This is a genomic window from Blautia sp. HA9023 (assembly GCF_056504095.1).
Window position 1 is genome coordinate 374,824 of the sequence record NZ_JBWLUR010000008.1, and the last position, 16,160, is coordinate 390,983.

The 16,160-nt window shown below is 45.3% G+C and carries 11 protein-coding genes; all 11 read left to right on the forward strand.

The genetic code is table 11. From position 1 onward, the window contains the following. Positions 1-153 precede the first annotated feature (153 nt). The 11 genes from uvrA to AC04Q6_RS11855 all read left to right on the forward strand — a co-directional run bounded on the left by uvrA (position 154) and on the right by AC04Q6_RS11855 (position 16,142). Entirely contained in the window at positions 154-3,003 is a 2,850-nt protein-coding gene (gene uvrA, locus AC04Q6_RS11805; protein WP_118062026.1) for an excinuclease ABC subunit UvrA, read from the forward strand. Positions 3,004-3,164: 161 nt separating this feature from the next. Further along, positions 3,165-4,148, forward strand: a complete 984-nt coding sequence (mreB, locus tag AC04Q6_RS11810; RefSeq protein ID WP_021976741.1) for a rod shape-determining protein — start codon at positions 3,165-3,167, stop codon at positions 4,146-4,148. A gap of 135 nt (positions 4,149-4,283) precedes the next feature. Continuing rightward, positions 4,284-6,527, forward strand: coding sequence for an SF1B family DNA helicase RecD2 (recD2, locus tag AC04Q6_RS11815; RefSeq protein ID WP_021976740.1), 2,244 nt, complete (start codon positions 4,284-4,286; stop codon positions 6,525-6,527). Positions 6,528-6,600: 73 nt separating this feature from the next. Continuing rightward, on the forward strand, positions 6,601-7,308 hold the full coding sequence (locus tag AC04Q6_RS11820; RefSeq protein ID WP_021976739.1) for a ComF family protein: 708 nt from the start codon (positions 6,601-6,603) through the stop codon (positions 7,306-7,308). A 143-nt stretch (positions 7,309-7,451) separates the two neighbouring features. Then, entirely contained in the window at positions 7,452-7,886 is a 435-nt protein-coding gene (locus AC04Q6_RS11825) for a hypothetical protein (RefSeq protein WP_021976738.1), read from the forward strand. After that, positions 7,883-8,986, forward strand: coding sequence for a hypothetical protein (locus tag AC04Q6_RS11830; RefSeq protein ID WP_118070994.1), 1,104 nt, complete (start codon positions 7,883-7,885; stop codon positions 8,984-8,986). The genes AC04Q6_RS11825 and AC04Q6_RS11830 overlap by 4 nt, the downstream gene beginning before the upstream one ends. Before the next feature lie 127 nt (positions 8,987-9,113). Continuing rightward, positions 9,114-9,998 carry a diadenylate cyclase CdaA gene (gene cdaA / locus AC04Q6_RS11835; RefSeq protein ID WP_021976736.1) on the forward strand — a complete coding sequence of 295 codons (885 nt, stop codon included), beginning with the start codon at positions 9,114-9,116 and terminating at the stop codon, positions 9,996-9,998. After that, on the forward strand, positions 9,979-11,283 hold the full coding sequence (locus AC04Q6_RS11840; protein ID WP_021976735.1) for a CdaR family protein: 1,305 nt from the start codon (positions 9,979-9,981) through the stop codon (positions 11,281-11,283). Before cdaA ends, AC04Q6_RS11840 begins: the two co-directional genes overlap by 20 nt. A gap of 34 nt (positions 11,284-11,317) precedes the next feature. Further along, the gene (locus tag AC04Q6_RS11845; RefSeq protein ID WP_118062024.1) at positions 11,318-11,581 is read left to right on the forward strand and encodes an HPr family phosphocarrier protein; all 264 of its coding nucleotides are present in this window, start codon (positions 11,318-11,320) and stop codon (positions 11,579-11,581) included. 55 nt (positions 11,582-11,636) lie between these two features. After that, positions 11,637-14,429, forward strand: coding sequence for a L,D-transpeptidase family protein (locus AC04Q6_RS11850; RefSeq protein WP_118070993.1), 2,793 nt, complete (start codon positions 11,637-11,639; stop codon positions 14,427-14,429). Positions 14,430-14,603: 174 nt separating this feature from the next. Continuing rightward, positions 14,604-16,142, forward strand: a complete 1,539-nt coding sequence (locus tag AC04Q6_RS11855) for a GH25 family lysozyme (RefSeq protein ID WP_178087489.1) — start codon at positions 14,604-14,606, stop codon at positions 16,140-16,142. The last annotated feature ends 18 nt before the right edge of the window (positions 16,143-16,160 follow it).

A 16,160-nucleotide genomic window follows, 5' to 3' on the forward strand; every position in this document is an offset into this window, starting at 1 on the left:
TTTTGTCGATTTTTTCACCTTGACGAACGAATGTTCTGATTGTATACTGTAAAAAACAAACAGAAATTTTACAGCAGAATGAGAGACAGATATTCTGCTATAGAAGAAAATACCGGAAGATTTTTGTATGGCCGGGCAGAGTAGGAGGCTTTCATGTCAGCAGAAGTGAACGATAAGAAGCGTTTTATCAGAATACGCGGAGCGAATGAGAATAATCTTAAGAATCTCAGCGTGGATATTCCCAGAGACCAGTTCGTGGTACTTACCGGACTCAGTGGATCCGGTAAGTCATCCCTTGCGTTTGATACGATCTATGCGGAAGGTCAGAGACGTTATATGGAATCTCTTTCTTCCTATGCGAGGCAGTTTCTTGGACAGATGGAGAAACCGGATGTGGAGAGTATCGAGGGACTTCCTCCTGCGATTTCCATTGATCAGAAGTCAACGAACCGGAATCCCCGTTCTACTGTGGGAACGGTAACTGAGATCTATGATTATTTCCGCCTTCTGTATGCCCGTGTGGGAGTCCCTCATTGTCCGAAGTGCGGCAGAGAGATCCGGAAACAGACAGTGGATCAGATGGTAGATCAGATCATGACGCTTCCGGAGCGTCAGAAGATACAGCTTCTTGCGCCGGTGGTACGTGGCCGTAAGGGAACACATGCCAAGCTGCTTGACCAGGCCAGAAGAAGCGGATATGTAAGAGTTCAGATCGATGGAAGTCTTTATGAGCTTTCCGAGGATATCAGCCTGGATAAGAATATCAAGCATAACATTGAGATCGTTGTGGACCGTCTTATCGTGAAACCGGGAATTGAGAAACGTCTTTCGGATTCTATTGAGACTGTGCTGGAGCTGGCTGATGGTCTTCTGGTAGTGGATACCATGGACGGAAAGCTTCTGAATTTTAGCCAGAGCTTTTCCTGCCCGGACTGTGGTATCAGTATTGATGAGATCGAGCCGAGAAGTTTTTCTTTTAATAATCCGTTTGGTGCCTGCCCCAAGTGCCTGGGCCTTGGATATAAGATGGAATTCGATATTGACCTTATGATACCGGATAAGAAACTGAGCATCAATGAAGGTGCGATCACGGTTCTTGGCTGGCAGTCCTGTACCACACAGGGCAGTTTTTCAAGAGCGATCCTGGATGCACTGGCGAGAGAATATAACTTTTCTCTGGATACCCCTTTCTGTGAATATCCTAAGGAAATCCAGGACATCCTGATCAACGGTACCGGTGGTCACTCCGTGAAAGTTTATTACAAGGGTCAGCGTGGAGAAGGTGTTTATGATGTGGCATTTCCGGGACTGATCCGCAATGTGGAGCAGAGATACCGGGAGACCGGTTCCGAGACTATGAAGCAGGAATATGAGAGTTTCATGCGGATCACTCCATGTACCACCTGTAAGGGACAGAGGCTGAAGAAGGAGTCTCTGGCAGTGACTGTGGCAGATAAGAATATCTATGAAGTGACGAACATGCCTGTGGAGAGATTACAGGGATTTCTTCGTGACCTGAAGCTTTCCGAGCAGCAGGAACTGATCGGTAAGCAGATCCTGAAGGAGATCCGTGCCAGAGTGGGATTTCTTGCGGAAGTTGGTCTGGAGTATCTTTCCCTTGGAAGAGCTACCGGAACTCTTTCCGGCGGGGAGGCACAGAGGATCCGTCTTGCCACACAGATCGGTTCCGGCCTTGTTGGAGTTGCCTATATTTTGGACGAGCCAAGTATCGGTCTCCATCAGCGGGATAATGACAAGCTTCTGGGAGCGCTGATGCGCCTTCGCGATCTTGGCAACAGCCTGATCGTGGTCGAACATGATGAGGATACCATGCGCGCGGCGGATTGTGTAATCGATATCGGTCCCGGTGCCGGTGAACATGGCGGACAGCTGGTTGCCATGGGTACAGCTGAGGATCTGATGAAGAACGAGCAATCGGTAACAGGAGCTTATTTAAGTGGAAGACTTAAGATTCCGGTGCCGGAAGTACGTAAAGAGCCAACAGGTTTCCTTCATATAAAAGGTGCGGCAGAGAATAATCTGAAGCATATCGATGTGGATATTCCGCTGGGTGTCATGACCTGTGTCACAGGAGTTTCCGGCTCCGGTAAGAGTTCACTGATCAATGAGATCCTTTATAAGAGACTGGCAAGGGATCTGAACCGTGCCAGGATAATTCCTGGTAAACATGATGATATTCTCGGGATTGATCAGCTGGACAAGGTGATCGATATTGATCAGTCTCCGATCGGAAGAACGCCCCGTTCCAATCCGGCAACTTATACCGGTGTTTTTGACCAGATCCGTGATCTGTTCGCAGCAACTGCAGATGCCAAGGCGAAGGGATATAAGAAGGGGCGCTTCAGTTTTAATGTGAAAGGCGGTCGCTGCGAAGCCTGCAGCGGCGATGGAATCATCAAGATCGAGATGCATTTCCTTCCGGATGTATATGTGCCATGTGAGGTTTGTAAAGGAAAACGCTACAACAGGGAAACACTGGAAGTGAAGTATAAAGGCAAGAGCATTTATGATGTACTGAATATGACGGTGGAAGAGGCACTGACATTCTTTGAAAATGTGCCGTCAATCCGGAGAAAGATCGAGACCCTTTATGATGTGGGACTTTCCTATATCCGCCTGGGACAGCCGTCTACAACCCTTTCGGGAGGAGAGGCTCAGCGTATCAAGCTTGCCACGGAACTCAGTAAACGAAGCACCGGGAAGACCATATATATTCTGGATGAACCCACGACAGGCCTTCATTTTGCGGATGTGCACAAGCTGATCGAGATTTTGCGCCGTCTTTCCGAAGGAGGAAATACAGTTGTGGTCATTGAGCATAATCTGGATGTGATCAAGACAGCAGATTATATCATTGATATTGGCCCGGAAGGCGGTGACCGTGGCGGAACAGTCATAGCGCAGGGTACACCGGAAGAGATCGCTGCAAGCCCGGTCTCCTACACCGGTAAATACGTAAAAAAATATCTGGAACAGAAATAACGGGTAAAAGTCCTTTTCAATTCCGAAGGTTTTGTATATAATGAAGTGCGGGAACTGTCCGGCAGACGCAGATAGATCAGGTTTTGCCGGATGAAAGATAGAACAGAACAAGTCAGAAATGTGTCTGCACGGGAATTTTGCAGACGCAGGCGGGAGGATTTATGCCGGCAAAAGATATCGGAATCGATCTGGGAACCAGAAACAGTCTGGTGTTTTCTACAGGAAGGGGAATCGTTTTAAGAGAGCCTTCTGTAGTTATTTATGATAAAGATACAGAGAAGATCAGGGCAATCGGAGAGGAGGCCAGACAGATGGCCAGCCATTTAACTTCCAATATGGAAGTCATATGGCCGATCCGTGGCGGTGTGATCGTTGATTACAATGTTATGGAGAAGATGCTGAAATATTTTATTTCCCAGGCTATGGGACGAAGAGCGTTCCGTAAGCCGAGAGTCAGCATCAGTGTTCCGAGTGGTATTACAGAGATTGAGCGTAAGGCTATGGAGGAAGCAGCATATCAGTCCGGAGCCAGGGAAGTATTTCTCGTGGAAGAACCTATTGCGGCTGCGATCGGTGCGGGAGTAGATATTACCAAGCCGTTTGGAAATCTGATCGTGGATATCGGTGCGGGAACTACAGATGTGGCTGTGATATCTGTAGGCGGAGTAGTTGTTTCTGCTTCGGTGAAAGTTGCAGGTGACAATTTTAACCATGCGATCATGAATTATGTAAGAGAGAAACACAGCCTCTTTATCGGAGAGGATGCAGCAGAAAATATCAAGATCAAAATTGGAACAGCCAGTGAAGAAGCAGACCTCCGGACTATGGAAGTGAAGGGAAGAAACATTATCACAGGTCTGCCGAAGGTGGCAACGCTGACGTCAGAAGAGATCAGGACAGCGTTGAGAGAGACAACAGGACAGATCGTGGAAGCGGTTCATGGTGTTCTCGAAAAGACACCACCGGAACTGGCAGCAGATATCATGGACAGAGGAATTGTCCTGACAGGTGGAGGTGCCATGCTTCATGGCATGGATACGCTGATCGAGCAGAAAACAGGAGTAAGTACGCTGACTGTGCAGGATGCCATGCTGGTTGTAGCTGCCGGAACAGGGAAATATGCGGAGATCATGTCAAGAGTATAAATTTACACCAGATAAGGCGCTGCGACAGCAGTGCCTTTTGATGTTATTACAGTGTTCCGATAATTAATGCATCATACTCGCAGGGGTATCTTTGATGCGTTAAGCATTTGAACCGCGATGCAGATGGAGAAGAAGATGAGTGAGACAGTTACAGGATATATAGATCATGTGATATTCCGAAATGAAGATAATGGGTATACCGTTATGGTACTGAAAGGAATGGAAGAGGGACAGGAGCTGACCTGTGTAGGCACATTTCCTGCGATCACACAGGGCGTGTCAATTGAAGCTTCCGGAAATTATACAACACATCCGGTATACGGAAAACAGTTTCAGATATCCTCCTATGTGGAAAAAATGCCGGAAGATGCACTTGCGGTGGAGCGTTATCTGGGTTCCGGTGCGATCAAAGGTATCGGTGCCGCATTGGCGGCAAGAATCGTCCGGCGGTTTGGGGATGATACTATGCGGATCGTGGAAGAAGAACCGGAACGGCTGGCAGAGATCAAAGGTATCAGCGAAAAGAAAGCCATGGAGATTGCGGAACAGATGACAGAAAAGGCGGATATGCGCCGTGCCATGATCTTTTTGCAGAAATATGGGATCTCTTTGAATCTGGGAGCGAAGATATACCAGAAATACGGACAGTCGGTATATGGTGTCCTTCAGGAGAATCCATACCGTCTGGCAGAAGATATCAGCGGTGTGGGATTTCGGATCGCAGATGATATCGCATCCAGGATCGGAATCCATACAGATTCAGATTACAGAATACGGAGCGGAATGTTGTATACTCTCCTACAGGCTTCTGGGGAGGGCCACATTTATCTTCCAAAGGAAGAGCTTTTTTCCAGAGCGTCCAGGCTTCTGGGAGTAGATGTTTCTTATATGGAGAAGCACCTGATGGATATGGTCGTGGAACGGAAACTGATCCTTAAGGAAACGGAAGAGGGAACTGTCGTTTATCCCAAACGTTATTATAACCTGGAACTGGATTCTGCAAGGATGCTGTGTGAATTGAATATTCTCTGCCCTGAGGATGAATACATGATCCAGAAAAGGATTGAAAGAATTGAGAAAGAGACAGGAACCAAGCTGGATGAAATGCAGAAACAGGCAGTGATATCTGCTGCCCAGCACGGCCTGTTTATTCTGACGGGAGGCCCGGGAACAGGAAAAACAACTACCATTAACGCAATTATCCGCTATTTTGAGGAAGAAGGAGCAGAACTTCGCCTTGCAGCTCCTACGGGCCGTGCTGCCAAGAGAATGACAGAAGCTACCGGATATGAAGCACAGACGATCCATCGTCTTCTGGAACTGAATGGTATGCCGGAGGGAGAGCAGGAAGGCAGAGCTGTTCATTTTGACAGAAATTTCGAAAATCCTCTGGAAGCAGATGTGATCATTATTGATGAGATGTCTATGGTAGATATTGCGCTGATGCATTCTCTTCTTCTGGCGATAACTGCAGGAACCAGACTGATCCTGGTGGGAGATGAAAACCAACTTCCAAGTGTAGGACCAGGAAATGTTCTGAGGGATATTATCCGCAGTGGCTGTTTTTCAGTAGTGGAGCTGAAGAAGATCTTCCGGCAGGCTTCCGAGAGTGATATTGTAGTAAATGCACATAAGATCAACCGCGGAGAACAGGTTACGATCAACAATAAAAGCCGGGATTTCTTTTTCCTGAAGAGATACGATGCAGATATCATCATTCGGGTTGTGATCGCGCTGATCCAGGAGAAACTTCCACGTTATGTTGATGCGAAGCCTTATGAAATCCAGGTTTTGACTCCCATGCGTAAGGGGCTTCTTGGCGTGGAAAGACTGAATCAGATCCTTCAGCGCTATCTGAATCCGCCAGATGAGAAGAAAAAAGAAAAAGAAATCGGGCAGCGCCTTTTCCGTGAGGGAGATAAGGTGATGCAGGTGAAAAACAATTATCAGCTGGAGTGGGAAATCCTCGGAAGATATAAGATTCCGGTAGATAAAGGAGTCGGGGTATTTAACGGCGATACAGGTATCATGACGGAGATCAATGAATTTGCGGAGACCGCTACAGTGGAATTTGAGGATGGACGTCAGGCGCAATACTCCTTTAAACAGCTGGAAGAACTGGAACTTGCCTATGCAGTGACCATACATAAATCACAGGGCTCGGAATATCCTGCGGTTATTTTACCGATTCTTTCAGGTCCAAGAATGCTGATGAACCGAAATCTTTTGTATACAGCTGTGACAAGGGCACGTAAATGTGTCACAGTAGTAGGAAGTGAAAATACCTTTGCGGAAATGATCCGTAATGAGAAACAGCAGCAGAGATACAGTTCACTGGACAGGAGAATACGGGAACTGGATGAAGCTGAGATCAACTAGTATAGCTACTAGTACAGCGAATATCCGCTTGGCTGTACTATAAGGAGAGTGCTATCGGGGAGAAAGGACTTTCTTGAAAAAAACAGCTGAAATTTTTCTGAATATGCTCTATCCGAAAAAATGTCCCATGTGTCATCAGATCCTGAAACAGAAGAACAGCCTGATCTGTTCCGGGTGCGCCGGAAAGATCCGGCCAAATGTGGAACCATTGTGCAAAAAGTGTGGCCGTCCCGTAAAAACAGAAGAGGAATATTGTCAGGACTGCCGTAGGGAACAGCATTATTTTTCGGAAGGCAGAAGTATATTTTCATACGGAGAGATGTGGCGGCAGTCTCTGGTACGGTTCAAATATTACGGGTGTCGGGAATACGGAGATTTCTACGCAAAAGCCATGAGTATTTATGGAAAGAAATATCTGGAACGCTGGAGACCGCAGCTTATCGTTCCTGTTCCGCTCCACCCCAGAAAGAAAAGAAACAGAGGATTTAACCAGGCAGCGTATCTGGCAGAACGGCTCAGTGGTTTCTGCGGGATACCCTGGAGGGAGGATGTGGTACGAAAAGTACGAAATACAAGATCGCAAAAGAAACTCAATGCCGCAAAACGGCGGCAAAATCTTAAAAATGCATATCAGGTAACTGCAGATATAACTGGATTATCGGTGCTGGTGGTGGACGATGTCTATACAACGGGCAGTACCATGGATGCCATGGCACAGTGCCTTCTGGAGGCAGGTGCAAAGGAAGTTTATTTCCTTACAGTATGCGCCGGAAGGGCGTGAAAGCCCTGAAAAAACACTTTTCATAGGTAGGGAACTATGCTACAATAAATTTGATTGCAGTTAAACAGTATAGCTGCATAAAGTGCGAAATACGAACTATATATCAGGAGTTTCCTGATAAGAAAGCTTATGAGGAGTTATTTATGGTAAATGAAGAAAAGGTGAAGGTCATGAACCGCCTTGCCATGTATGAACATGGAGAAGGCAGGAAATATCTTCCGGTGAGCAGATATTACCGGAGCGATTATATCGGCCTTGCACTGATCAAAAATTTCTTTCTGGTAACCATTGGCTATGTGCTTCTGCTTGCCGGAATTGCTGCGTATTTCAGTGAATATCTTATGGATAATGTGAATAAGATCAACCTGGTCGCAGTGGGGATTTATATCATAGTCGGATATCTGGGCATGCTGATCGTGTATTCTGTGCTGACTTATATTCAGTATTCTGTGAAATATCACCGCGCCAAGAAGAGTGTGAAGGAATATTATCAGGATCTTACCAGACTGGAAAAAATCTACGGACGGGGAGAAAAGAGAACACCGGTCCGGAGAAAATCGGGAGGACATAGAAAATGACAGCTTTACTTGAGATTAAACAGAATATCAAGAGGTTTTATGGAGAATATGAAGTATATATACTGCCGGTTCTGAAGTTCGCTCTGGCATTTGTCTATTTCCTCTGGATCAACAGTAATATGGGATATATGAAGCAGCTGGATAATATATTTGTAATTCTTGTACTGGCACTGGTGTGTGCTATTTTACCTGTATCCGTGATGATGTTCATCGGATTTGCCATGATGATCGGTCATTGTTATGCGGTGGGACCGGAAGTGGCCGGATTTATGCTGGTACTGATCCTGTTTATGATGATCCTGTTTCTTCGGTTCAGCGGATCTCAGAATCTTACATTGATCCTGACACCTCTTTCTTTTGGATTCAGTGTTCCTACACTCCTTCCACTGGGAGCAGGTTTACTTGGCAGTGCGGTTTCAGCACTTCCGGCAGGATGTGGTGTGGTGATCTATTATTTTATCCGTTTTGTACATGCACAGTCCGCGGCACTCAGCGATCAGGGAACAGAAATTGCCGAGAAGCTGAAACTGCTTTCGGACGGACTGGTCCAGAACTGGGCTATGTGGATCACAGTGATTGCTTTTGTGGTTGTTGTATTACTGGTGAATCTTCTCAGAACACGCTCTTTTGACTACGCGTGGAGAATTGCGATCATTGCAGGTGGTGTGGCCTATATTCTGGTTATTCTTGCGGGAGATTTTTGCCTGGATGTGACGGTATCAATGGTTCCGATGATCATATCTACAGTAGTTTCAGTTCTGATCGGGTTTGTACTGGAATTCCTTGTCTATGGCGGAGATTACAGCAGGACAGAACGGTTGGAGTATGAAGATGATGAATATTACTACTATGTAAAAGCGGTTCCGAAAGCATCAGTGGCAACTTCAGAGAGAAGTATCAAAAAGATCAATGCGGAACCTGTACGTGAAGAAAAAAAGAAAGAAGATAAAGTAGTTTTCCGTGAAGAAAATTTTCCGGAAAGAAAAGAAACACCTGTTACACAGAAACCGGATTTTGGAAGTCCGGTGAATGAGACACCACAGAAAATTGATGAGATTGACTTTGAAAAACAGCTGGAAGAATCATTGAAAGATCTTTGATTTAACCAAACTGCGGAGCAGTTATTTGGTGTAGAGCTACGTAGCGAAGCGGATCGCGAATATCCGCTTGACATATTTTTGCTGATGGTATTTTACTCAGGATGAGCGGAAAGAAAGGAGGAGACTTATGCAGAATATACTGACAGTTCTGACCGGATATCTGGGGAAGATTTCCCTCCCGGGACTTGGGGTTATTGATATTATTGAGATTGGACTGATTTCTTTCTTTGTATATCAGTTTATGGCCTGGATCAAATTTACAAGAGCATATACATTGCTGAAGGGTATTCTGGTAGTTCTCGGTTTCATTCTGATCGCTTATATATTCAAGATGAATACGATCCTGTGGATCTTCCGCAATCTGGCCAATGTGCTGGTGATCGGTGTGATCGTAATTTTTCAGCCGGAATTGAGAAGAGCGCTGGAACAGCTGGGACAGAAAAAAATCGTATCAACCATCATTCCATTTGACAGTGGAAAGGAAGTCAAGGAACGCTTTAACGACAAGACGATCAATGAACTGGTTAAGGCATGTTTTGATATGGGTGAGGTTAAAACCGGTGCACTGATCGTTATCGAAGAAGAAATCCGTCTGGATGAGTATATACGTACCGGTATTAATATTGACGGAATTCTCACCAGTCAGCTCCTGATCAATATTTTTGAGCATAATACACCGCTCCATGACGGAGCAGTGATCGTGCGTGGCAATCGAGTCGTTGCGGCAACCTGTTATCTTCCGCTTTCTGATAATATGGAACTGAGCAAACAGCTGGGAACCAGACATCGTGCAGGCGTGGGAATCAGTGAAGCGACGGATTCTGTTACCATCATTGTTTCCGAGGAAACGGGGCAGGTATCGGTTGCTCAGGGAGGAGAACTTTCCAGAGGCCTTAACAGCAAGCAGCTTCGGGAAATACTTGTAGCAGCACAGAATAAAAAGGTAGTTGACAACAGCAAACTGAGAAATCTGCTGAAAGGGAGAGTGAAACATGAAGAAAAATCTGACTAAGAACATCCCTTTAAAGATCATGTCCGTGATCGTAGGTATTCTGGTATGGCTGATCGTGGTAAATGTTGACGATCCTATCATTACAAAGGGGTTTGTGATCTCCGATGTGCAGATCATTAATGAGGCTTATGTGGATCAGCTTGGACAGATGGTCATGCAGGATGACAGTGAAAATACAGTGCGTGTTTATATTACAGGTGAGCGGAAGACAGTCAACCGTCTCACCTCAAGTGATATTAAGGCAGTAGCAGATCTGCAGCAGGCGCAGTCTACAGACACGGATCCGGTCATGATTCCAATTACGGCCACCTGTGCAGGAGTACTTCCGGAGAATATCCGGGTATCTCCGCAGAATCTCAGCGTACACCTTGAGAAAAAGGTTACCAAAGAATTTGCCATTAATGTAAGCTGCGGTGACAGTAAGCCGGCACAGGGCCTGGAGATTGCATCACTTACTGCCAATCCGGAGAAAGTCAGAGTTACAGGGCCGGAATCACTGGTTGGTAAAATAGACAGTGTGAGTGTGGACGTAAGTTCCAAGATTGACGGGATCGATCAGGACACAACGATCACCGGAGCGGAACTGACGATCACCGACAAGAATCAGGATACCCTTTCATCGAATTCCATGAGTTATCTGAAGTTTGATAATAACGGAAAAGTAAATGTTACGGCAAAACTCTGGAAAGTACGTTCCGATATACGTATCAGTGCAGGATACACTGGAGAACCGGCGGAAGGCTACGTTGTAGACAGTGTTACAACAGTGCCGGAAACGTTCAGTGTTGCCGGCAGTGAGGAAGCATTGAACAGTTTGAAACTTCAGGGAAATACCATATATCTTGATAACGAGAATGTAGATATTTCAGGTAAGAGCAATGATGTGGAGAAGAAAGTAAATCTTGCAGAGCTTCTTCCGGATGGTCTGAAGCTGACAACAGGATCCAGTACGGATCTTTGGATTACGGTTAATATCCTGCCTGAAGGCAGTAAAATATACAATTTCCCGACGGAGGATATTAAGGTAAAAGGCCTGCCTGATAATCTGCAGCTGGCGTTTGAGGTTGCGGATGTAGAATTAAAAGTACAGGCAGAGGATGGCGATCTCTCGGGCTTTAATCTGAAATCGATAAGTGCGACTCTTTCCATGGATGACTGGGAAGAAGGCAGCTATGAAGTGCCGATCAAGATCAGTCTTCCGGATGGTTATAAGCTTCTGGAGGATGTGACTGCTGAGATCAAAATTTCCAAAGTTTCTAATGTTGACAGTGGAAACAGCCAGTAACATATGAGTAAAAGCATGTAAGGGAGACATAGGAATGTTAAGTTATAAGGTAACGGTCAGGAACCCGTCAGGGCTTCATCTCCGTCCCGCAGGACTTTTATGTGGCGAAGCGATCAAATATAAATCTTCTGTTACATTTCAGTACGATGGAGGCACAGCAAATGCCAAAAGCGTATTAAGTGTACTGGGGGCCTGTGTAAAAAGCGGAGATGAGATCACACTGATCTGCGATGGTGAGGATGAACAGGCGGCAATAGATGCGCTTGCATCACTTATCGAAAGTGGATTGGGCGAGTGATACCGTACAAATATATTAATTCATTAACACAGCAGCATGAGCAGGAGGGATTATTATGAAGAGAAGAGTTGTGGCAATCATGCTCAGCCTTACACTGTGCATGGGTGGTACTCTGGAAGCCGGAGCGACGGCTTTGAGCAGCCCGGATGTGCAGACAGCAGAGGCAGGCACTGGCTCAGAAGACAGCTTCAGTGATGAAGTCGGAGATGAGCAGCAATCGCAGACGGATGAAGACAACGACAGTACAGATGAAGTGGTAGTGCCGGAGAATCCGACTGAGACACCGGATATCACCGAGACACCGGACATTACTGAGACACCGGATATTACCGAGACACCGGATGTTACTGAAGCACCGGCGGAAGATCCGGCAGATGACTTTAATGCGGGAGATGTGGCTGAGCTGGAAGATCCATCTGTGAACAGTGCGGATGCGCAGAAAAATACAGTGGATGCAGGTAGTGCAGATGCGGCATCTGCAACTGCAACCGGAGCAGAGATCGTAAACGGTGTAGTCGTTGCCAAGGAAAACGACTGGGTCAGAGAGGGGGATTTCTATAAACTCCGTAAGAAGACAGCACCGGAGAGCACTGCATCCGAGGCAAAGGCAGCTGAGAATCCATCTGAAATCCAGACAGACAGCAGTGATTCCGGGGATAATGCAGGAGAGATAACTGAAGATACAGCAGATACTGTCGAAACACCGGAGGTATCTGAAGATACAGCAGATACGCAGAGTACAGAACAGCAGGATGAGGCTCAGAATACAGAAACAGAAGTGGCAGAACCTGCATCAGCAGATGAGAACACAGACAGCGCTTCCGGTGATCTGGACCTGGAGAATGAAGACGCAGCAGAAGCCTCCAGTACAGAAGATGCCGCAGGAACAACTGCTAAATATAGCTATTTTACAGCACAGGATGGTCTTCTGAAAATCAAGACCAATGGTCATACAGGATATTATCTGTTTAATGAGGATGGATATCTGGTGACAGGAAGAATGTCACGGGAACCTGGAACACCGGGATATGCAGGAACACAGAAGGTGGAATGGTATTTCCTCGAAAAGGATAAAGCAACTCTGTATTCCGGATATGAGAATGCTACGATCACCCCATGGACTTCCAACCTTGGTCAGCAGCAGAAGAACTACTGGCTGTGGACAGGAAAAACTTTCCGTTTTTATGATGCAGAGGGAAGCTATAAATCTGTAACTGATCTGAATCTCTATGGAAAGATCAAAAAGATCGGAAATGATTACTATACACTGGCAAGTAATGGCGCACCACGTAAAGGTACAATAAAGCTGAAAGCAGGTTCTACTACCTATGAATATTATTTTCAGCCGGCTTCCAAGGAAGGCGATATTCCTGGAAAACTTTTCTATGGTGGATGGACTTATGTGGTGAACAGTAAAGGTGAGAAACGTTTCATTTACTGCAGCCCGAAGACAGCTACACGTGGACAGATCATGAAACATGGTGTTTATGTATCTATGGTAATGTCCAAGAAATATCTGTACATGCTGAATTCCAGTGGCTATGTAATGAAGAGTACAATGGCGAAGGCTAAGAATCAGGACAATGCCTATTATGTCACAGACAGCCATGGTCGTGTATTGAAAAATAAACTTGTCAGATATAAAGGCGCCAGATATTATTTTGGCGGCAACGGAAGAAGAGCTACATGGACAAATTGCTGGCGTAACTGTGCGGGAGCATCAAACAGAATCTATTATTTTGGAAGCACCCCGGGAAAAGTTGTTGAGAAAAAAGGCTGGCAGAAAGTTCTCAACGCAAAGAAGCAGTTTTATGGATGGTTTTACTTTGACAGCAACGGAAATCACTATCAGAATAAAATGCTGACAGTAAAGAGCTCCGGAAGAAGTTATTATTTTAACAGCAAGGGAAAGCTTGCAAGTGGTAAAACAAAGATCGGTAATAACTATTACTTCTTTGCTACGTCCAATTCCAGTACACACAGAGGCTGGATGTATAAGAACACTCTGATTCGTTATCAGAATCGGTGGTATTATGCAGCTTCCAATGGTGTCCTGAAAAAAAGCGGCTGGAAGAAAGTAGGTAAATACTGGTATTATCTGCAGAATTACACAGTTGTAACCAATAAAAACATAAAACGAGGTTCTGTAAACGGTTATCTGGACAGCCAGGGACGTTTTTCAACAGGCTGGGTGATCTACAGTGACTATTATGATCAGGTAAGATATATCGATCCGGACAGTGGTTCCAAATATCTGACCAATACAAGACGCTGGATTGACGGTAAACTGTATTACTTTGATAAGAACGGATTCCGCCGCAATGACCTTACTTCCATCTACAGAGGACCATATTATCTGGAAGTGGATAAGACCAATGGTGTTATGACTGTTTATACAAGTTCCAATAAAACGATTCCGGTTAAGACGATCCGTGTTTCTGTAGGTCTTCCTGAAACACCTACATGGGATGGTACATACAGACTGTCCCGCAGCTTAAGATGGCAGCCTCTGATGGGACCATCCTGGGGACAGTATGGAACACATGTTGATGGCTGCGGACAGGGAGGAATTTTCATTCACTCTGTAGCCGGTTCCACAAAAAGCGTATACAACCTTCCGTCATGGGAATACCTGAAACTTGGTAATCCGGCATCTCACGGATGTATCCGTACCTGTGTAGCGGATGCAAAATGGGTATATGAGAACTGCAATGGAGCAACGATCCATATTTACAGCAGTGGTAAATACAGCAATACTGAGTCCTTCAAGGGACCGTTAGGCCGCAGACCACTGGCTACATTCCGTGGCAATGGAAGTTTTGATCCGACAGACCCGGAAGTTCCGTGATCTGGAAACAGAAGAGAATATTATTAACAGAAAGTACAAATGAAAGACTGGTGTCAGCCAATAAGGCTGGCACCGGTCTTTTTCCAAATATGGGTTTACTTTCCATTTAACAGTTAGTATAATAAAATCCAGGCAAAAATAAACATGGACAACAATATGGGGAAAGGGAGAAAAATGAAAAACTGGAAAAGATGGCTAGCAGCCGGCTGTATGGCGGCGTTGCTGGGAATAGGAACAATGGGGACTACAGTAATGGCCATGGGCGGCGGTGGAGTCGACCGCAGTAAGGCTGTTGCAGAAGAAGAGAAAGTGCCGGGGGCCAGGGCAACCAGCTCAACAGCAAGCTCAAAGGCATGGAAGAAGCTCAACGGAGTCTGCTATAACGGAAGCGGACAGAAGCTGGAAGGGGCTATTACAAGAGGAATTGATGTTTCAGAGTGGCAGGATACTATCGACTGGAGCAAGGTTAAGAAGTCCAATGTAGATTTTGCGTTTGTAAGAATTTCCTACGGACTGAATCATATAGATATGAAATATGATTACAATATGAAACAGGCCGAAAAGGTAGGAATGCCTGTTGGAACTTATATATACAGCCTTGCCACAACAACACAGCAGGCGATGAAAGAAGCACAGCTTGCTATCAAAAAAATGAATGGTTATAAGGTTTCCTATCCCGTGGTATATGACATTGAGTATGAGAAGATGAGAAGCCTTTCTTCCACACAGATCGCAAACCTTGCCAAGGCTTTCTGCAATGAGGTTAAAAAAGCAGGATATTATCCGATGATCTACTGTAATACAGACTGGTATGACAATAAGCTGGACTGGAGTAAAATGACCGGCTACGATGTCTGGCTGGCACGATATGGTGACACGATCCTTGCACCGAACAAAAAGAACTATAAATATACGATCTGGCAGGCTACAGATGGTGATGGTGGCGGATATCTGAAGAGTACGAAAGGACTGGTTTCCGGAATTCCGTCATATTCTACAGTAGACATTGATTTCGGCTATGTAGATTATACAAAGATCATTACACCAAGGTGGAGAGCCGTAACCAGCTATAAAGCATCCACCAAACCAGACACCTCCAATGGAAAAACCGGCTGGGTTACTGAAAATGGAAAGAAATTTTATTATGTAAATGGTGTTAAGAAAACCGGCTGGATCGAAGTCGGCGGCAAAAAGTACTACATCGACAAAACACTTGGAATGTATAAGAGCAAGCTGCTCAGAGACTCCAAGAATGTGGTCCGTTATGTGGACAGAAATGGAGTTCTCGTAAAGAATCGGTGGATAACTGTCAGCGGCAAGAAGTATTATTTTGATCAATATGGACATGCCTTAAAGGGAAGAAAGAAAGTAGGGCAGAATTATTATTATTTCCAGACGAAATATGGCTATATGATGAAACATGTGAGATACATGGACAGTAAGGACGATCTCTATTACTTTGGCGGCGATGGAATCATGGTAAAGAGCGTATTCTATACATGGAGCGGAAATAACGAAAGCCATACCTATTATTTTACTGCAAGTGGAAGAGCATGCAGATCCTGGCTGAGACATGACGGAAAGAAATATTATTTTGATCCGGAGACTGCGATCATGTACAAAAACTGTACGATCAAGATCAATGGAAAGAGTTATACTTTTGATGCAAACGGTGTATACATAACAGCGGCTGCAGCAAATAAACGTAAATAAATAAAAAACGGCAGTTAC

Coding starts and splice junctions, on each gene's coding strand:
- AC04Q6_RS11845 (WP_118062024.1), top strand. CDS start 11,318: ATGTTAAGTTATAAGGTAACGGTCAGGAACCCGTCAGGGCTTCATCTC.
- AC04Q6_RS11850 (WP_118070993.1), top strand. CDS start 11,637: ATGAAGAGAAGAGTTGTGGCAATCATGCTCAGCCTTACACTGTGCATG.
- uvrA (WP_118062026.1), top strand. CDS start 154: ATGTCAGCAGAAGTGAACGATAAGAAGCGTTTTATCAGAATACGCGGA.
- mreB (WP_021976741.1), top strand. CDS start 3,165: ATGCCGGCAAAAGATATCGGAATCGATCTGGGAACCAGAAACAGTCTG.
- AC04Q6_RS11840 (WP_021976735.1), top strand. CDS start 9,979: ATGAAGAAAAATCTGACTAAGAACATCCCTTTAAAGATCATGTCCGTG.
- AC04Q6_RS11825 (WP_021976738.1), top strand. CDS start 7,452: ATGGTAAATGAAGAAAAGGTGAAGGTCATGAACCGCCTTGCCATGTAT.
- AC04Q6_RS11830 (WP_118070994.1), top strand. CDS start 7,883: ATGACAGCTTTACTTGAGATTAAACAGAATATCAAGAGGTTTTATGGA.
- recD2 (WP_021976740.1), top strand. CDS start 4,284: ATGAGTGAGACAGTTACAGGATATATAGATCATGTGATATTCCGAAAT.
- AC04Q6_RS11855 (WP_178087489.1), top strand. CDS start 14,604: ATGAAAAACTGGAAAAGATGGCTAGCAGCCGGCTGTATGGCGGCGTTG.
- cdaA (WP_021976736.1), top strand. CDS start 9,114: ATGCAGAATATACTGACAGTTCTGACCGGATATCTGGGGAAGATTTCC.